Source organism: Microcystis sp. LE19-84.1B (assembly GCF_027531875.1).
GTDB lineage: Bacteria > Cyanobacteriota > Cyanobacteriia > Cyanobacteriales > Microcystaceae > Microcystis > Microcystis panniformis.
Map to the genome: position 1 here is coordinate 1 of NZ_JAPZSR010000200.1, position 19776 is coordinate 19776.

Annotated in this window: 16 protein-coding genes and 2 pseudogenes; 15 read left to right on the plus strand and 3 right to left on the minus strand. The window is 43.6% G+C overall.

The window, feature by feature from the left end; all coding sequences use genetic code 11:
* The first annotated feature begins 174 nt into the window (after positions 1-174).
* The 7 genes from O9324_RS11630 (at position 175) to O9324_RS11660 (ending at position 5296) form a co-directional block, all read left to right on the plus strand.
* Positions 175-453, plus strand: a complete 279-nt coding sequence (locus O9324_RS11630) for a BrnT family toxin (protein ID WP_002756313.1) — start codon at positions 175-177, stop codon at positions 451-453.
* Positions 434-667 (plus strand): hypothetical protein, encoded by a 234-nt coding sequence (locus O9324_RS11635; protein WP_069474015.1) that lies wholly within the window; start codon positions 434-436, stop codon positions 665-667. The genes O9324_RS11630 and O9324_RS11635 overlap by 20 nt, the downstream gene beginning before the upstream one ends.
* Positions 668-824: 157 nt before the next feature.
* Positions 825-1880, plus strand: a complete 1056-nt coding sequence (locus tag O9324_RS11640) for a metallophosphoesterase family protein (protein ID WP_288140268.1) — start codon at positions 825-827, stop codon at positions 1878-1880.
* 15 nt (positions 1881-1895) lie between these two features.
* Positions 1896-2783 (plus strand): ParA family protein, encoded by an 888-nt coding sequence (locus O9324_RS11645; protein ID WP_002769018.1) that lies wholly within the window; start codon positions 1896-1898, stop codon positions 2781-2783.
* A gap of 12 nt (positions 2784-2795) precedes the next feature.
* Positions 2796-3140, plus strand: a complete 345-nt coding sequence (locus tag O9324_RS11650; protein ID WP_287628296.1) for a TIGR03792 family protein — start codon at positions 2796-2798, stop codon at positions 3138-3140.
* 122 nt (positions 3141-3262) lie between these two features.
* Positions 3263-4345: a GDP-mannose 4,6-dehydratase gene (gene gmd, locus O9324_RS11655; protein ID WP_287628295.1), complete on the plus strand. Its 1083-nt coding sequence runs from the start codon at positions 3263-3265 to the stop codon at positions 4343-4345.
* 12 nt (positions 4346-4357) lie between these two features.
* Entirely contained in the window at positions 4358-5296 is a 939-nt protein-coding gene (locus O9324_RS11660; RefSeq protein ID WP_288140269.1) for a GDP-L-fucose synthase family protein, read from the plus strand.
* A gap of 53 nt (positions 5297-5349) precedes the next feature.
* Here the strand turns inward: O9324_RS11660 and O9324_RS11665 are convergent, their stop codons facing one another.
* A complete protein-coding gene (locus tag O9324_RS11665; protein WP_287628292.1) occupies positions 5350-6027 on the minus strand; it encodes a hypothetical protein in 678 nt (225 codons plus the stop codon).
* A gap of 454 nt (positions 6028-6481) precedes the next feature.
* Here O9324_RS11665 and O9324_RS11670 point away from each other — a divergent pair, with 454 nt between their 5' ends.
* The 6 genes and pseudogenes from O9324_RS11670 (at position 6482) to O9324_RS11695 (ending at position 16272) form a co-directional block, all read left to right on the plus strand.
* Positions 6482-7666: an ATP-grasp domain-containing protein gene (locus O9324_RS11670; protein WP_287628291.1), complete on the plus strand. Its 1185-nt coding sequence runs from the start codon at positions 6482-6484 to the stop codon at positions 7664-7666.
* A gap of 175 nt (positions 7667-7841) precedes the next feature.
* Positions 7842-8729 (plus strand): succinate--CoA ligase subunit alpha, encoded by an 888-nt coding sequence (locus O9324_RS11675; RefSeq protein ID WP_287628290.1) that lies wholly within the window; start codon positions 7842-7844, stop codon positions 8727-8729.
* A 284-nt stretch (positions 8730-9013) separates the two neighbouring features.
* Complete coding sequence (gene gltB / locus O9324_RS11680; protein WP_288140270.1) at positions 9014-13618, plus strand: glutamate synthase large subunit; 4605 nt, start codon at positions 9014-9016, stop codon at positions 13616-13618.
* Between the two features lie 68 nt (positions 13619-13686).
* Positions 13687-14014: pseudogene (locus O9324_RS11685) on the plus strand (type II toxin-antitoxin system Phd/YefM family antitoxin).
* A gap of 178 nt (positions 14015-14192) precedes the next feature.
* Positions 14193-15206, plus strand: a complete 1014-nt coding sequence (locus O9324_RS11690) for a DNA cytosine methyltransferase (protein ID WP_288140271.1) — start codon at positions 14193-14195, stop codon at positions 15204-15206.
* Between the two features lie 724 nt (positions 15207-15930).
* Entirely contained in the window at positions 15931-16272 is a 342-nt protein-coding gene (locus tag O9324_RS11695; protein ID WP_288140272.1) for a DNA cytosine methyltransferase, read from the plus strand.
* On the opposite strand, the gene O9324_RS11700 is transcribed toward O9324_RS11695, so the two are convergent.
* Positions 16258-16458, minus strand: a complete 201-nt coding sequence (locus tag O9324_RS11700; RefSeq protein ID WP_002785435.1) for a hypothetical protein — start codon at positions 16456-16458, stop codon at positions 16258-16260. The genes O9324_RS11695 and O9324_RS11700 overlap by 15 nt on opposite strands.
* A 479-nt stretch (positions 16459-16937) precedes the next feature.
* Positions 16938-17366 (minus strand): QcrA and Rieske domain-containing protein, encoded by a 429-nt coding sequence (locus tag O9324_RS11705; protein WP_287630075.1) that lies wholly within the window; start codon positions 17364-17366, stop codon positions 16938-16940.
* Between the two features lie 200 nt (positions 17367-17566).
* Between O9324_RS11705 and O9324_RS27195 the strand changes: the two are divergent.
* Both O9324_RS27195 and cysK read left to right on the plus strand, forming a co-directional pair.
* Positions 17567-18078, plus strand: a pseudogene (locus tag O9324_RS27195) (hypothetical protein); the annotation flags it as partial.
* A 582-nt stretch (positions 18079-18660) separates the two neighbouring features.
* The gene (cysK, locus tag O9324_RS11720) at positions 18661-19641 is read left to right on the plus strand and encodes a cysteine synthase A (protein WP_271927955.1); all 981 of its coding nucleotides are present in this window, start codon (positions 18661-18663) and stop codon (positions 19639-19641) included.
* Positions 19642-19776: the final 135 nt, after the last annotated feature.

Below are 19776 nucleotides of genomic sequence, written 5' to 3' on the forward strand. Positions count from 1 at the left end.
ATCGAGTCGATGGACGCGTACTCGGAACTCGCCTTTTCTTTGATCCGCCTCAAGCCAGGAAAACACCCCGATTTTTCTAGGGGTCTAACGGCTATGCGCCTTATCCAGCAAGCCTTTTAGTCGCCTTGTCACCCCTTGAACTTAGCGACACAAACTAAAATATGCTAGAGTGACATGACAAGCACTTTCGATTGGGATAGTCGAAGAGAAGCTGACAATAAGGCTAAACATGGTGTGGACTTTGAGACTGCTCAATATGCGTTTTTCGATCCACATCGTTTGATTGTCCATGATGTCCAACATAGTGACTCAGAGGAACGTTGGTTTTGTATTGGTAAGGTAAAAGACCGGGTTTTAACGGTGCGTTTTACTTACCGCGATGGAGTGATTCGTATATTTGGCGCAGCTGAATGGCGTAAATGGAGAAAATTCTATGAAGAACATAACCCCTGATCCTGCAAAACCGATTGGTAAGGTGACAATTGTCGAAGACTTTTTACCACCACCAGAGCAGCTAATACCGAATCAAAATACTGTCAGGGTAACGATGGAATTTTCTAAGGAGAGTATTGAGTATTTTAAACGGGAAGCTCAACGTCATAATGCTTCCTATCAATCCCTGATTCGTAATCTTGTAGATGCTTATGTCAGACAACAACAGCAGTGAGTATAATTAGCCCCGATGGGTTACGCTACCGCTAACCCATCCTACAAATGATTGTGCCTCCCTACTTAATTGGGATGATCAACAAAAAAGCGATCGAAGGGACAAAAATTGCTACACTAACTGACGTGACCTCAATTAAAGACGAGATTGATATCCTATGCAACGCCGTAAATTTTTGCTGATTAGTGGCAGTTTAGGCGGTTTTAGCTTGGCAGCTTGCGCTCATCAAATTTTACAGCCTGTTACTTCCAAAAATCCCCCTGAGTCGGCTGTTAAACAATCACAAAAGGCGAAAAAAGTCAAGATAATTGTGATTAGTGACCTTAATAGTCAATACGGTTCCACTACTTACGATCCCGAAATCGATCGAGCTATCCCCTTAATTATCAATCATAAACCCGATCTCGTCCTCTGTGGTGGCGACATGGTGGCAGGACAAAAAAGCAGCTTGACAGAGGCAGCAATTAACGCCATGTGGTCGGCCTTTGATCACCATATCGCCGCGCCCCTGCGAGCTGCTAAAATACCCTTTGCTTTTACCATCGGTAATCATGACGCTTCTGGAGCTTTATCCGCAGGAAAATTTATCTATGCTAAGGAGAGAAAATTAGCCCAAGATTATTGGCAAAACCCCCAACATAATACAAGTTTAAATTTTATCGATAAAACCGGCTTTCCTTTTTATTATACTTTCACTCAAAATGGTATATTCTATCTAGTTTGGGATGCCTCCACTCATTTAATCTCTGGGCAACAACTAAATTGGGCAGCAAAAAACTTGAGTAGTAGCGACGCTAAAAATGCTAGAATGCGGCTAGTAATTGGTCATTTACCCCTCTACGGTATTGCCGTGGGCAGAAATCGACCGGGGGATTATTTAGCCGATGCCGAGCAATTAAGAGCGTTTTTAGAGGGCTATCAGGTGCATACTTATATTAGTGGCCACGCTCACGCTTACTATCCGGGTAAACGGGGGCAATTACAATTATTACACGCAGGAGCTTTAGGCAGTGGACCGCGACGGTTATTGAACAGTGAACAAGCACCTAGAAAAACCCTAACAATTGTCGATATTAATCCCCATCAACAGGAAACAGTTTACACCACCTACGACATGAAAACCCACGAGGCGATCAATATTACCAGTTTACCTCCTTTAATTATGGCTCCCAACGGGCAGGTTTTACGTCGAGATATTCCATCGGTTAACTAGAAAGGAACTCCCATAATGGCCACTGTCATCAGCACCGTTAATATGAAAGGAGGAGTAGGAAAAACTACCCTTACCGTCAACCTTGCCACCTGTTTAGCTAAATTTCAGCAAAAACGAGTCCTTGTCCTCGATTTAGACGCTCAAATCAGTGCGACTCTTAGCTTAATGTCCCCCCACGAATTCGCTCAACTGCGTCGCAAAAAACGCACTTTAAGCTATTTATTAGAAGCAATTATCAAACCCAATCCCTACAATAAATTAACTATTGATGATATTATTGTCCCTTCAGTCTGTGAAATTCAAGGCTTAGATCTACTGCCAGGAGACATCGAACTATATGATGAATATGTCGTCTCAGAAACCCTGCACCATCAAGCAATTTTACAGGAAGATTTAGGCTTTGATCATGCTTGGAATAACTTGGAAAGAGTCTTAATTCAAAAAATTATTGACCCCATTCAAGACCGTTACGATTATATTATCATGGACTGCGCTCCGGGGTATAATCTTTTAACTCGTAGTGGTCTATGTAGCAGTCATTTTTATTTACTACCTGCCCGTCCCGAACCTTTATCAATTGTCGGCATTCAGCTATTAGAAAGAAGAATAGTTAAACTGAAAGCTAGTCATCAAGAAACCGACCCGATTAACCCCGGTTTACTCGGTATAGTTTTTATTCTTTCCGGTGGTGGTTTACTCAGTCGCTACTATAATCAAGTCATGCGCCGGGTACAACAGGATTTTCAAGCCCATCAAATTTTTGCTAATGCGATTCCTATGGATGTTAATGTAGCTAAAGCTGTGGATATGTTCGTGCCTGCGGTGGCAGCCATGCCCTCTTCTAGTGGTTCCAAAGCTTTTATGAAACTCACAGAAGAATTCTTGATGAAAGCCAAAAAATAGGAGATAATTACTATGGTCATTGAGTGGTTACAATTTCAAGTTAACCCCGAAGCGAGGGAAAAATTTATCCAAAAAGATCAAGAAATTTGGACAAAGTTTTTAGCAAAACAACCGGGTTTTTTAGGTAAGGAGCTTTGGATTAATCCCGCCATCGAGGAAGAATTAATTATCGTTGTCCATTGGCAAACGCAAGAACAGTGGAAAGCTATCTCCAAAAATTTACTTGATGAGACCGAAGCCAAATTTTCCCTAGCCATGGGAAAAGATAATTATCAATTACTCAAAGTCAAGGAATTTCAAGTCAGAAAATTCCGAGAAAATTGTCAGAACCATTTAGAATCTATGCAGCCCGGATAAAAAATCAATTCATCTTTTTGTCCCCGGTCAACCTAGCCAAACTTGTCATGAGGGGCTAAAGTGTGCTATAAGCAGTCAGACCCTGCCCTGGTCTTTATTCTTTCCCATTAGGTAAATTACTGATGACTCAACCGAAACGCGCCCTAATTACCGGCATCACCGGTCAAGATGGTTCCTATCTGAGCGAATTATTATTAGAAAAAGGCTATGAAGTCCACGGTATCATCCGTCGTACCTCAACTTTTAACACCGATCGCATCGATCATATCTACATTGACCCCCACCAGCCGGATGCTAAATTTTTTCTTCACTATGGCGACCTCACCGACGGGACGACCCTGCGGCGTATCCTCGAACAAGTGCAACCGGTAGAAGTGTATAATTTAGGGGCCCAATCCCACGTGCGAGTTAGTTTTGATGCCCCAGAATACACCGTTGATGCTGTCGGTGTGGGGGTCTTAAGACTACTAGAAGCAATTCGGGATTACCAAAAAAGAACCGGCATCGAAGTCCGTTTCTATCAAGCAGGTTCCTCGGAAATGTTCGGGAAAGTCATGGAAGTTCCCCAAAAAGAAACCACGCCATTTTATCCCCGCAGTCCCTACGCTTGTGCGAAAGTTTACGGTCACTGGCAAACGGTCAACTATCGGGAATCCTACGACTTATTTGCCTGTAACGGCATTTTATTTAACCATGAATCCCCCCGGCGTGGAGAAACTTTTGTCACGCGCAAAATTACCCGCGCTTTGGCCCGAATTATTGCTGGACAACAGAAAAAACTCTATTTAGGAAATCTCGATTCTAAACGGGATTGGGGTTATGCTAAGGACTATGTGCGGGCGATGTGGTTAATGTTACAACAGGAAGAACCAGATGATTATGTGGTGGCGACCAATGAAACCTATTCTATCCGGGAGTTTCTCGATATTTCTTTCCAATACGTTAATCTAAATTGGCAGGATTATGTGGAGTTTGATCAACGTTATTTGCGTCCAGCGGAAGTAGATTTATTGATAGGAGATTCCACAAAAGCCAGAGAGAAATTAGGTTGGCAGCCGTCGGTGACGTTCGAGGGACTGGTAAAATTAATGGTAGATGCGGATTTAGCGGCTTTGGGGATTAATCTTAATAACGGTGGTGATAGCGAACAGTTATTAAAAGATTTGGCTTATCTTCGCAATCGTTCGATGACAACTGTGGATTAAAGAGGTGAAAATATGCTGAATTTAAGCGAACAGAGAATCGTCGTCACCGGGGGGGCTGGATTTTTAGGTCGGCAAGTAGTTAATCAGTTAATTGCAGCGGGGGCAAATCCCGAAAAAATTACAATTCCTCGGTCCAAAGATTGTGATTTAAGAGTTTGGGAAAACTGTCAACGTTTAGCCGACCAAGAAGATTTAATTATCCATTTGGCAGCCCATGTGGGAGGCATCGGTCTCAATCGGGAAAAACCCGCCGAATTATTCTATGATAATTTGATGATGGGAACCCAATTAATTCACGCTGCCTATCTAGCAGGAGTGCAAAAATTTGTCTGTGTGGGGACAATTTGTGCCTATCCAAAATTTACTTCAGTACCTTTCCATGAAGACGATTTATGGTCAGGATATCCCGAAGAAACCAATGCGCCTTATGGTATCGCTAAAAAGGCTTTATTGGTACAATTAGAGTCCTATCGTTTGCAGTATGGTTTCAACGGAATTTATCTTTTACCGGTGAATTTATACGGGCCAGAGGATAATTTTGATCCGGGTAGTTCCCATGTAATTCCTGCTTTAATTCGCAAGGTTTATGAGGGACAACAACGGGGGGATAAACAACTTCCTGTCTGGGGAGATGGTAGTCCAACCCGGGAGTTTCTCTACTCCACCGATGCAGCGCGAGGCCTTGTCATGGCCAGTCAGTTCTATAATGAATCAGACCCGGTTAATCTTGGTACAAATTATGAGATTTCTATCAAAGATTTAGTGGAATTAATCTGTGATTTAATGGGTTTTGATGGCGAAATTGTTTGGGAAATAGATAAACCGAATGGTCAACCGCGACGCTGTTTAGATACAACCCGCGCTCGGGAAAAATTCGGTTTTGTTGCTCAAATGGAATTTAAAGAAGGTTTGCAAAAAACCATTGAATGGTATCGGCAAAACGCCGCCTAGTCTCGATAGCTGGTGTGTTAGATTAATAACTAACACACCTGATTTTTTTAAGCTTACTGACCGGTAAAATCAGAACGAAGGGTTAATTTTAAATCTTCCTTGGGGTTAATTGACAATAATTCCACCGATTCTCCTCGTAGTAACCAACCGGCTAATACTTCTAATCCTCCTCCTCGTAATAATCCCTCGCTAACCGGTTGGTCAGAAGTAAAAGAAGCGAGGACAGAAGCGGCGGATTTTCCTAATACTGCACCCTGAATAATTTTATCGGGGTTAACTCCCTTAATTAGCCTTTCTAGACGAGTGAAAACTGCCGAAATAGCATCAATAGATTTTTCTTGGGGTTGACGGGTTTTTAAAAAGATTTTTTGGGATAAAAAACGCGAACCTTGACCATCGGGTTTAATTTCTCCGATAATCTGACTACCATCGGGAATAATTGTCTGTCCTTGGGAATTTTTGATATTATCGGTAACGGTCAGTGATAAAGAAAAAGTTTCTTGTTTGGTTAAAAGAATTTTTTCCCCTTGCTCGTATTTTACAGGGATATCTGTGCCAGCAGGAATTAATCGGTCATTCCCCAAAGGAATCGGTTTAATCGGGTTAATTGGGGCGAATTGACGTGCGATCGCAGGAGTCAAGGAAAGGGAGACCACAACGAAAGAAGCACTTAAAAGCATTGTGAATAGGGTCAGAGGATGATGACGACCCTGCTTTTGAAAATTTAGCATCTTACCCTTGAGTTTCCTAGTGGGAGCGAATTAAAGATAAAGACGAAAGCGGAAAAAAGTTTGTTTCCAAGCAAGAAAATGCGGGAAAAAGGAGAATTTTAGCAAAAAATAACTGATATTTCCGACTAACTGCCAGTTAATAGTTTATTTGGTCTATTGAAACGCCAAAACTCTTGATTTGTCCGCAGTTCTTAGTTTGGCACGGTTAATGGGGAACAATAACTATTTATGGGAGAATTATAGGTTCAATCCTATCAAAAAAAAATCACCCGATCGAATTAATTTTAAGTTTTGCGATCGAGATTGCCGTCACTACCAGTCCCCCATCCCTATAAACCAAGAATATTCTCCCTGATCACCCGTGAACCGAATGCTGTTGCTAAAATAATCTTTATAGTCCCCCAGCTACCGAAACGAGCAAAGAGAGAACCGCCACTTTATCAACTAATCAATTATGGATTTACTCGAATACCAAGCCAAGGAAATATTTGCTCAGGTAGGTATCCCCATTTTACCTTCCCAACCAATCCACGAACCGGGGGGACTAAAAAGATTAAACATTCCCTATCCTATCGTGCTGAAGTCCCAGGTACGAGCGGGAGGACGGGGAAAAGCAGGAGGGGTGAAATTTGTCGCTAATACCATCGATGCGATCGCTGCTGCCCATGCTATCTTTCATTTACCGATCGCCGGAGAATATCCAGAGGTAATTCTAGCAGAAGCCCGGTATAATCCGCAACAAGAGATATTTTTAGCCATTTTACTCGATTATCATCTGCAAAGACCGGTTTTACTCGGTGCGAGTCAAGGGGGGATGGATGTGGACAGTTTGCTGGCAACCATGCAAAAAGTGGTCATTGAAGAGAGATTTTCCCCCTATCTCTGTCGGCAATTAGCCGTATCTATGGGTTTAAGAGGGTCTTTGATCGAGTCTATCAGTCAAATTCTCGAAAAAATGTATAGTCTCTTTGTCAGCAAAGATCTCGATATTATCGAGATTAATCCCCTGGGTATCAACGAAACTGGGGAAGTGATGGCCCTAGATGGCAAAATAACTGTTAATGATGCCGCTTTAGCTAGACATCTCGATCTTCTGGCCTTGACCCCACCCCAATTACAATCCCCTTGGTCGATAATTGATCAAACTGGCCAAATAGCCGTGATCAGTAATGGCCAGGGTTTGATGTCCACTGTCTGGGATGCCTTAGACAGCAAGGGAGCAAAACTAGCAGCCTGGCTTATACTGGAGGAAAGACTAGAATTAGAGCAATTAAACGAGCAAATAGAGGCTGGTCTGCAACAATTCCAACTATTGACCGATTTAAAAGTGGTTATCGTTGATATTATCAGTTATCCCGACTTTGTCCAAAAAGCGATCGAGACTATTAGTAATTACTACCGCAGTTATAGCCCATTATCACCCAGCCGGGGCAGCGGCGAACGAACGATCCGGGCCACCCGACAGGAAAGACAAACCTTGCAACCTCGATCTTTTCTCAATCCCACCCTACCACAAATAATTTTTCGCGTCCTAGCTGACAGCAAAGCGATCGATCTCAGTCAGAGTTTAGCTGATGTTAACTTTCATTGGTTAGAGTCTTTAGAAGAGGTGGTCACTGCAGCCATTAAATTAGCCTAGAATCAGTTATCAGTTATCAGTGATCAGATGTGAGTTTTCAGTTCACAAGGGACGAATCTAAAACCTTTGACTCTTGCCTTCAGAAGCTGATTACTGTTCACTGATTACTGTTTACTAATTACTGTTTACTGTTTACTGTTTACTGTTTACTGAAACAACTCCCAACACTTAATATATGAAATGGACAGATAAAGATCAGATAATTATGCAAGGGATCGATCGACCCCTAGGCAAGTATTATGCGGCAAGATTGAAAACCCAGGGAACCTGTTTAGTAGCGGGGGTGGCTAGTGGCTGCAGTGGTGAGATAATCGCAGAGATACCAGTGTTTGATCTAGTGGCCGAGGCCGTTGCTGAAGCAGGGGAAATCCAAACCAGTTTAATTTTAGTCCCACCCAATCAAGTCCTAGATGCGGCCTTAGAAGCGATCGCAGCAGCCATCCCCCAATTAATTATCGTCACCCCTGGAGTTCCCCCCTTGGATCTGGTGGAATTATTAAAGATAGCTAGTACCACCGGGACATTAATTCTCGGACCCGGTAGTCAGGGTGTAATTATTCCCAATTATCTTTGGTTGGGTATTTGTGAACCCAGTTTTTATCAATCGGGGACAATTGGTCTGATCACCCGCGGCGATCGCTTGGGGGATGAAGTGGCGAAAACTTTAACAGCGGCCGGTTATGGTGAATCTATGGCGGTAAATTTGGGGACTGACGGCATTATTGGCTCCAATTTGTCCCAATGGTTGCAGGTTTTCGAGGAAGATGACAATACCGAGGCGATTCTCCTCGTCAGTCAGGTGGGAGGAAAGGCCGAAATCGAGGCAGCCAAATATATTGCCTCGGCGATCGAAAAACCGGTGATTGCCTATCTTGTGGGATTAAATGCAGCGATTGAAACCAATTTCGGCGATACAGAAACAATTATTTCTAACCAACTTTCCTACTCTGTTGCCGCTAAGAATACCAGAAAAGATAGCTTACGTCATTTTCAAGAAGCTGGGGTGACAGTAGTAGAAAAATTAGCCGATTTACCTGCCTCTTTAGGGAAAGTCTTGTCCTGAATTTGACCCCATTGCCTCAATAATACGAAGGTTCTTCTAGGTTCTCTATGAGGAGGGTATAATACTAATACACAATCGAAAATTAGGAGATCAGTTTTAAAACTAACTAGGGTGCATCTCAATTTTGTAGAGATATCTATACGACATTTTGGGCGCACGCGATGCACCCCTAGCATTGGCGCAATAATATTAATAATATTATTGTAGGGGCGAATTGCATTCGCCCTCTTTTCAGCAGACCAGCTATCCCACCCCTCTAGACAACGACCCTAAGGATAACTTCTATGGCGCAACAAAATAACCTAAAAACCGACAATATCCACCAAATCGATCCCTATTGGGGTCCCCCATGGCTCGTAGAGGAACGGGACGCTTGCGGAGTCGGTTTTATTGCCGATGTGCGCGGTTCTGGTAGCCATCAACTGATTGAACAGGCCCTTTTAGCCTTAGGTTGTTTGGAACACCGGGGAGGCTGCAGCGCCGATCAGGATTCCGGTGACGGTTCCGGTATGATGACCGCTATCCCCAGAGATGTCCTCGCTCCTTGGTTCGCCGAAAATGGCTTAAATATGCCAGAATCTGAGCGACTAGGGGTGGGTATGGTCTTTCTTCCCCAAGCGGCCCAAGAACGAGCCGACGCTAAAGCACATATCGAGGAAATTGTCAATAAATATAATATTAAGATTTTAGGTTGGCGTGCTGTTCCCGTCCGTCCCGAAGTCCTCGGAAGACAAGCAAGGGAAAATCAACCCTACGTCGAGCAAATTCTGGTTACTTCCCCCGATTTAGCCGGTTCTCAATTCGATCGCCTACTCTATATTGCCCGTTCTGAAGTCGGTAAGCAACTGGCCGATGATTTCTATTTCTGTTCCTTTTCCTGTCGCACAATTGTCTATAAAGGGATGGTACGGGGCGAAATCCTGCGAGAATTCTATCTAGACCTGCAAAATCCCGCCTATAGCAGTCAATTCGCTATTTATCACCGACGTTTTAGCACCAATACCCAACCGAAATGGCCCCTCGCTCAACCGATGCGCTTATTGGGTCATAACGGCGAAATTAACACCCTTTTGGGCAATATTAACTGGATGTCGGCCCGGGAACCCGCTTTAGAAACCCAAGGTTGGACCCACGAAGAATTACAATCCCTGACCCCCATTGTTAACCCCGCTAACAGCGACTCCTATAACCTCGATAGCGCCCTAGAATTATTGGTGAGAACTGGTCGCAGTCCCCTAGAAGCGGCTATGATCCTAGTGCCGGAGGCCTACAATAATCAGCCGGATTTACAGGATTATCCCGAAATTATCGACTTTTACGAATACTATAGCGGTTTACAGGAACCCTGGGACGGTCCAGCTTTACTGGTATTCAGTGACGGGGGAATCGTCGGCGCTTGTTTGGATCGCAACGGTTTGCGACCGGCCCGTTATAGCATTACTAACAACGGTTATATCGTCGTTTCCTCGGAAGCGGGAACTATTCCCCTCGATGAAACCACCATTATGGAAAAAGGTCGTCTCGGCCCCGGTCAAATGATCGCAGTTGACCTAGAAAAAGGCGAAATTAAGCGTAATTGGCCGATTAAACAGGAAATTGCCCGAGCTAATCCCTACGGTGAATGGGTGCAATCCCAACGCACCTTGATTGACAAAGAAACAGCGATCGATATTCCCGCTCCCAGTCATCTCCTTCCCCTGCAAACCGCTTTCGGTTACACATCCGAAGATGTGGATCTGATTATCGTTCCCATGGCAGAACAGGGAAAAGAACCGACTTTCTGTATGGGTGATGACACTCCCCTAGCAGTCCTCTCCAGTAAACCCCATCTTCTCTACGATTACTTTAAACAACGTTTTGCCCAAGTTACTAACCCTCCCATCGATCCTTTACGGGAAAGTTTAGTCATGTCCTTGACTATGTATCTGGGACGACGGGGTAATATCCTGAAATTGGGGGTTGATGACGCACATTTACTGAAATTAGACTCTCCCCTGCTCAATAATGCGGAATTAGCCAAAGTTAAAACCTCTAGCTACAAAACAGCCGAACTTTCTACCCTTTATGATCTGACCACCGGACCGGGGGGATTAGAATATGCGATCGCTAATTTGTGCGCTGAGGCCGCCAAGAAAGTGGAATCGGGAGCAGAAATTTTAATTCTCAGTGACAGGACTGCTCCTATTGACGAAAAAACTAGCTATATTCCCCCTTTATTAGCTGTTGGTGCCGTCCATCATCACCTGATTCGCTCACACTTGCGTTTAAAAGCTTCGATTGTGATCGATACGGCCCAATGTTGGAGTACCCATCACTTCGCTTGTCTAATTGGTTATGGTGCTTCCGCAGTTTGTCCCTATCTTGCGTTAGCAACGATCGCCCAGTGGTGGATCGAGCCAAAAACCCAGAAATTGATGGAAAACGGCAAATTAGAAGCTATTAGCCTCGAAAAAGCCCTAATTAATTACCGCAAATCCGTAGAAGCAGGATTACTGAAAATCCTCTCGAAAATGGGTATTTCTCTCCTATCTTCCTACCATGGAGCGCAAATTTTCGAGGCGATCGGATTATCGGCAGATTTAGTTAAACTAGCTTTTAACGGTACTACCAGTCGCGTCGGGGGTTTAAGCATTGCGGAAGTGGCCCAAGAAGCGATCGCATTCCATAGTAAAGCTTTCCCCAATCTTACCGCTAAAAAACTAGAAAACTACGGTTTTGTCAACTACCGTCCGGGGGGAGAATACCACATGAATTCCCCAGAAATGGCGAAAGCACTCCATAAAGCAGTGGCCGCTCACTCCAACGGACAGGGATATGACCATTACGAAACCTATCGTCAAATCTTGCAGCAAAGACCCGTTACTGCATTGCGCGATTTATTAGAATTTAACAGCGATCGAGCCTCAATTGCCATCGAAGCAGTAGAATCGATCGAAAGTATCCTGCAACGCTTCTGCACAGGGGGAATGTCCCTCGGTGCCTTGGGCCGGGAAGCACACGAAACCCTAGCGATCGCCATGAATCGCATCGGAGGTAAGTCCAATTCCGGAGAAGGGGGAGAAGATCCGATCCGCTACACCAGCTTAAGCGATGTGGATGAAGAAGGACATTCCGTAACTATGCCCCACCTAAACGGCTTAAAAAACGGTGATACGGCCAATTCTGCCATTAAACAGATAGCTTCGGGACGTTTTGGAGTCACTCCCGAATACTTAATGAGTGGAAAACAGCTAGAGATTAAAATGGCCCAAGGAGCAAAACCGGGAGAAGGAGGTCAATTACCGGGGAAAAAAGTCAGTCCCTATATTGCCATGTTACGGCGATCAAAACCGGGTGTTACCTTGATTTCTCCCCCTCCTCACCACGATATCTACTCGATCGAAGATTTAGCGCAATTAATCTACGATTTACACCAAATTAACCCCCGGGCCAAAGTTTCCGTCAAATTAGTGGCCGAGATCGGTATCGGCACAATTGCGGCCGGAGTTGCCAAAGCTAACGCTGATATTATCCAGATTTCTGGCCACGATGGTGGTACAGGTGCATCACCCCTAAGTTCGATTAAACACGCAGGTAGTCCCTGGGAATTGGGAGTAACGGAAGTGCATCGGATGTTAATGGAAAATCAACTGCGTCATCGGGTGATTTTGCGTGCAGATGGGGGACTAAAAACCGGTTGGGATATCCTCATGGCTGCTCTCATGGGTGCGGAGGAATTCGGTTTTGGTTCCATTTCCATGATTGCCGAGGGGTGCATCATGGCCCGCGTCTGTCACACGAATAATTGTCCTGTGGGAGTCGCTACCCAACAGGAACGTCTGCGCGCTCGTTTTCCCGGAATTCCCGCTCATGTGGTCAATTTCTTCACTTTGGTGGCTGAGGAAACGCGGCAATTATTGGCGAAATTAGGCTATCACAGTTTAAATGAGGTGATTGGCCGGTCGGATCTGTTAAAAGTGCGCTCCGATGCTCGTTTAACTAAGACAGAATCCCTCAATCTCGATTGTTTGTTGAATTTACCCGATGGCCGCAGTAACCGCTCTTGGTTGCAGCACGAGGAAGTACATAGTAACGGTGCTGTTCTCGATGACGAGATTCTAGCAGATAGCGAGATTAAACAGGCGATCGAGCAACAGGGAACCGTCAGCAAAACCTACAGGATTGTCAATACCGATCGCTCCGTGGGGGCGAGAATTGCGGGGGTAATTGCCCAAAAATACGGTAATGACGGCTTTGAAGGCGAAATTAAGCTCAATTTCCAGGGTGCGGCGGGTCAAAGTTTCGGAGCATTTAATTTACCCGGTGTCAATCTCCATTTAGAGGGAGAAGCTAACGATTATGTGGGTAAAGGCATCTACGGCGGCGAAATTGTCATCTTACCGCCCCAAAACGCCAATTATCAGCCCGAAGATAACGCTATTATCGGTAATACCTGTCTCTACGGGGCTACCGGTGGGGTATTATACGCGAATGGTCGCGCTGGTGAACGTTTTGCTGTCCGCAATTCCACTGCGAAAGCAGTTATCGAAGGGGCCGGGGATCACCTGTGTGAATATATGACCGGGGGGGTAATTGTCGTGCTTGGTTCCGTCGGTCGCAACGTCGGCGCCGGGATGACGGGAGGATTAGCTTATATTCTTGATCCGTCCCTACCGGAGAAACTTAACCCCGAAATTGTCAAGATTCAACGGGTTGGCACGGCTGCCGGTGCGGAACAGTTAAAATCTTTAATTGAGGCCCATGTAGAACGCACTAATAGCCCCAAAGGTAAGTTAATTTTAGCTAATTGGGATAGCTATCTCGGTCAATTCTGGCAAGTGGTCCCTCCCTCGGAAGCGGATAGTCCCGAAGCGCAAATTAGCGCGGAGAAAACCTTAACTTCGGTGTAATTTCTTTGGGGTGCGTTACTCTTGGTTAACGCACCCATTGATTAATTTTTTGACTGCGGAGTTGATTAATGGCCATCCCCACCACCTATACTAGCTATACCCAAGCACAAGAACATTTTATTCAGGTTTTAGAACAAGTAGAACTGGGAAACTCGATCGTTATTGTCCAACGTCAGGGTCATCATGATGTGGCCTTGATTGCTGCTTGCTGACGAATTATCCGCTTTATTAGAAGAAGTTTATCTTTTGCGCTCTCCAGCTAATGCTCAACGACTTTTTCAGGCCTTAAATTGGTCAAAAGAAAGATTATCTCAGACAGCTGCTACCACTTCTCTAGAAGAATTACGTCAAGAATTGGAGACCGAGATTGAGCAAGAAAAAGCCACAGAAGTCTGAAACCGAAATTGTGCGAGTTTGTCCTGAATTATCCCTAATCCAGTATCTCCAAATTGATTATATCAGGGCATATTAACCTTAATTATCTAGACTACAGTTTTTATCGCTGCATAAGTCGGAACATTTGCTAAAATTAGGATGTATTTACTTTGGCTATCTTTGGTGTCATAATTTTGCAATGACAAACGAAAAACTCAGATTTATCGATCTTTTTGCTGGTATTGGAGGATTTAGATTAGCTTTTGAGAGCGTTGGTTATGACTGTGTATATTCTTGTGAAATAGACGAGAACTGTCGAAAAGTATATTTCAATAATTTTCAAGAAATTCCCGATCAAGATATTAGAAAAATTGCTATCCATGACCTGCCTGATTTTGAAGTGTTGACAGCAGGATTTCCCTGTCAACCCTTTAGCATTTCTGGAAAACGAGCCGGGTTTAGAGATACAAGGGGAACTCTATTTTTTCACATCTGCGAAATAGTCGAATTAAAAAAGCCGAAAATAATTCTTCTGGAAAATGTTAAACACCTAATTCACCTTGACAAAGGCAAAAACTTAGATATTATTTTGCGTTCTTTGGAAGAACTGGGTTATTTAGTTGATTATAAGCTCTTAAATGCCAAGGATTTTGGTGTGCCGCAAAATCGAGAAAGAATTATTATTATTGCTACCCAAAATAAAAAATTTAATTTCAACTCATTAAAATATACTTCACCAATACCTAAGTTACGGGATTTTCTGTCTCCTCAAGGCAATTTTGAATACTTAGATAAAAAAGAATATACTCTCATTGATAATCCTACCTTACAACCATCAGGATTAATTTTTGTCGGGTATCGCAATAAAACTATCTGGAAAAAAGGTATCAGACCAAATACAGAACATTTATCCCGGGTTCATCATCAACCTAACCGAATTTATTCGATCGATGGAGTACATCCTACTATACCATCTCAGGAAACATCTGGACGTTTTTTTATTTATATACCCGAACAAGATCAGGTGCGTAAATTAACTATCCAAGAATGCTATCGACTGATGAAGTTTCCCGATAGTTTTCAAATTCATCCTAACTTAGCTGAGTCTTATAAACAGGTGGGTAATTCGGTTTGTATTCCCATGATTCAAGAGTTAGCTATTGCCATTAAGAAACATATTTTTGAAACCAATTCTAGAGTATCCTTACCTTAAAAGCCCTAGGCAGTCACACAGCTTCTGATCTAACTTCTGGTAGTGCAGGAGATATTGAGATTTTTGATAAAAATAAACAATTAGTAGAAGTTATTGAAATTAAGCATGGTAAGTACATTGATTTACAAATTCTCCGAATTGCCAAAGATAAAATTATTAAATTTAATCCGAGAAGATATTATATCCTATCATCTTTTGATGTTAAACCCACAGAAGTGGAATTAATCATGTCTGAGATTCAAACTATCAAAAACAACCATGGTTGTCAAATAATCACCAATGGTATTAAGTACCTAGGCAAAATTAATTACACATATCTAACCCCGCTCTTGCCTCTTGCCTCTTGCCTCTTGCCTATCTTCACTAGGAAATTAATTTTGCACGACTACTTATACCGACAATTAAATATTATCTGAGACTGATATCATCTCCAGAAGAATTTGTCAATAGCTATTCCCATCTAATTGAAATAGATTCGGAATTACAAACTATTCATAAATTAAAATGGAACGAAATTTTATCTAATCTTATTTCTCCAATTGAACAAATCTAAACTAGCGAGCTATACTATGGTCAAAATATACCATCTCTGGTGACAGCTTTTCTCAAGATGAAGTGTAACCTAATTTGGTATCGACGACCGACACCCCACAATCCGTCCCCACAAAAAACTTTTTCGTCCAACCCTATTTACTTTGGCTATCTTTGATGTCATAATTTTGCAATGACAAACGAAAAACTCAGATTTATCGATCTTTTTGCTGGTATTGGAGGATTTAGAATAGCTTTCGAGAGCGTTGGTTATGACTGTGTATATTCTTGTGAAATAGACGAGAACTGTCGAAAAGTATATTTAAATAATTTTCAAGAAATTCCCGATCAAGATATTAGAACAATTGCTATCCATGACCTGCCTGATTTTGAAGTGTTGACAGCAGGATTTCCCCGTCAACCCTTTAGCATTTCTGGAAAAAGAGCCGGATTTAGAGACACAAGGGGAACTCTATTTTTTCCCATCTGTGAAATAGTCGAATTAAAGCAAGACAATCAATCAATCAATATTTAGCATCTTCTTAACCTGATCTAGAGAATAAGTTTGACTATCTTTTTCTTCTTCTTTTGCTTGTATTAAATCTTCCAAATCCTCTAAGTCTTCTAAGATTTCTTTAATTTTTATAAACTCCTCATAAGTTAAAACAGCAAATTCTTTTTTGCCATTTTTGATTAAGAATTCAGGATGTAATTCAATCATTGTTTTCTCCTTAATTTAATTGTAGATATTTTGTCGATGTTTAATGTTGAGATGAGGCAAGACCCCCCAGGGGGGAGAGATTTAGCTAATCCAACCATAAGCGGTTAAGATGCGTCTTAGCTTAGTGTGATCGGGTAATAGGACAAAATTAACTTCTTGGTTAACACAGACACCCATGCACTCATACAAGAGCCGAAGAGCCAACTATAGATGATTTCCTGACCCAAGATCACATTTTATTCTTTTTTCCACTTCCATCTAAAAATTAAGAAAAAAGCCAAACACTCGGTTATACCATAAAAAACTATGCAAGAAGTCCACTATCTAAATTACTCGTTAAGACTGCAAGAGAGAAGGGAGCAGGGAGAGGAAGCTCGAACATTTGTACTAAAGCTTCCAATACACATAATTTCTAAGTGCGAGTAGAGAGTCACTAATTCTACCCGTGTCCCCAAAGGCATGGTATTCCGTCAACCCCGTTAAGCTTTTTTCACAAAAATAACGTCTTTTTCGACCTTGACTTGATAGGTGGTTAGATTGCGTTTTGGGGGTTTATTCGTGACCACCCCAGTGGCGGTAAATTTTCCCGGATGGCAGGGACAAGCTAAAATCTGTGCGCCAGTATTCCATTTCACCGTACAGCCTTCATGGGTACAAGTCGGGTTTACTGCACTGATCTTTTTCGTATTTTTCTCCCAGATTAGGAGCAAGGAGCCGACTGGGGATTTTTTATCCAGAAAACTGCCTTTGACTTCCAATTCTTTGAGGGTAATGCCCGTCACTTTCACAAAGCCATCCGCCGCTTGGGCCGGGGTCATCTCTTGGTCGGTAGCCGTCCCTAGTATTTCTGGGGCGCAGGCCATGGCTCCGCCAACACCAACGAGGGCAACAAATTCACGACGATTCATGGGATTAGGTTTTTTCCAACAGTAACGTTAACTTTCACTGTACCGTAGAAGCTCTTTCCATTCAATTAACTTCTAAGTGCGAGTAGAGAGGGCCAGTAAGCAAACGCCTGACATTGATTATTATTCATTCTTAATTCTCCTGACGACCGACTCCTGACTCCTAACCCTAACAACAATTTTTAGTTTTCACAAGACTCCTAATGAATCCCCTCGTCAATTATTTTCGCAACCTGCAAGAAATCCACTCCTCCCAAGCAGCAGTAAAAGAAACCTCCTACTACGGCACTCTCGAAACTCTCCTTAACGAAATCGGTAAAACCCTAAAACCGCAAGTTGGGTTTCATGCTTCAACCCAACCTACGTTCTAGGAAGTCACTTTTATGGTTTATTCTCCGCTTGGGTATTATGGCACAAGGAAAACCTCAATCGCGAGGATAAGTTCGATTGGAAATCCGCAGCCCACCATCTCCAGGTTCCCATGTTAGCGATCCTATTTGAGCGGATCGCCGCACCGAGTAAGTTAAAATCTTTGGGATTAGTAGAAGTTTTGAACTGGACTGGTGCAGCTTTAAATCGAGTGCGACGAGAGGAATTTTTTCGTCAATTCGATGAGGGACAAGCGGTACAGTATTTCTATGAACCATTTTTGCAAGCTTTTGATCCTGATTTACGCAAAGAATTGGGAGTTTGGTACACTCCTCCGTCCTCCGTCCTCCGTGGTAGTTAAAGGTTTTCAAACCTTTATATGTATCTTTAACGCCTTTTTCCGCCGTATCTTTAGCCGCAGCAACCCCACCACCAGTCAACGCGGTGACAATCAGAGAAATTGGTTCTATTGTTTGATACTCCCAATAAAATATTGCTGACTAAATCTTAGATCAAAACAATTTTTAATAGTAAGCTAAGACGCATTTTAACCGCCTATCCTTAGATTAGCTGAATCTCCCCCGCCCCCCAACCCCCCCCGACATCGGGGGGCAAGGTAGGATGTTGTCTCTTGCCTTATCTCAACAAGCAATTTAAATTCGCGGGCAGCGGATCATTAACTCCCAATCCAACTTTAAAAACCCGCTCCCTGATCTCCACTTCCCGCCCTCCTATACCTTGATTCTTCCACCACAGCGGCCGACCCCGCTTAATTGTAAAGATTTGTTTAGCTTGACCAGAGGTTGATAGTGCATAGGCTAAGATGAATTTCAAATGGATTCAAAATGAATTTCAAGCGAATTTCAAATGGATTCAAGATGAGCCAATCTGGTGAACTGTCGTATTTTAATCATGGAGTTGCCATTTTGTGAGTAAGAAATGGTTCGCGGATAACAGTTTGTCGATCGGGCGGACTCCTCTAGTGCGCCTTAATCGAATCGTTGGCAACAATCACGCCACGGTTCTGGCCAAGATTGAAGGTCGTAATCCAGCCTATTCGGTCAAATGTCGTATTGGTGCGGCCATGATCTGGGATGCGGAACAACGGGGACTATTGGGGCCGGGCAAAGAACTGGTGGAACCCACCAGTGGCAATACAGGCATTGCCCTAGCCTTTGTAGCCGCCGCTAAGGGGATTCCCCTGACCCTGACCATGCCTGAAACCATGAGCTTGGAGCGGCGCAAACTGTTGCTTGCCTATGGAGCCAATCTGGTGTTAACAGAAGGGACTAAAGGCATGACCGGAGCGGTGGCAAAGGCAGAAGAAATTGCCGCATCTAATCCCACTCGCTATGTGTTGTTGCAACAGTTCCGCAATGCGGCCAATCCCCGCATCCATGAGGAAACCACCGGCCCCGAAATTTGGCAGGACACAGATGGGGCGATCGATATTCTCGTGTCGGGTGTGGGAACGGGCGGAACCATTACGGGAGTTTCGCGCTATATCAAAAAAACCCAAGGAAAACCGATTTTATCGGTAGCGGTGGAGCCAGAAGCCAGCCCCGTACTATCCCAAGCTAGGGCAGGTCAGCCCCTAAAGTCCGGCCCCCACAAAATTCAGGGCATTGGGGCGGGGTTTATTCCCGAAGTTCTGGATTTATCCCTTGTGGATGGGATTGAAACCGTTTCCAACGAAGAGGCCATTCTTTATGCCCAACGGTTGGCCAAAGAAGAAGGGATTATCTCCGGCATTTCCTGCGGTGCCGCCGCCGCCGTCGCCGCTCGCTTGGCACAACAACCCGAACACCAAGGCAAAACCATTGTCGTGATTTTGCCAGATTCCGGAGAACGGTATTTGAGTTCCATCCTGTTCCAAGGGGTATTTAATGAGCAAGGGTTAGTGGCTTGACATCCTCGCCGCCCTAAAAGTGCGGCGATTCCTAAACCTCACGATTTAAGTTTCTGCTTCCACCACCGTCGCATACCACAGTTAAAAAACCATGTACTGTCTTACACAGAGTCCACAGACTTTCGCCCCATTTCA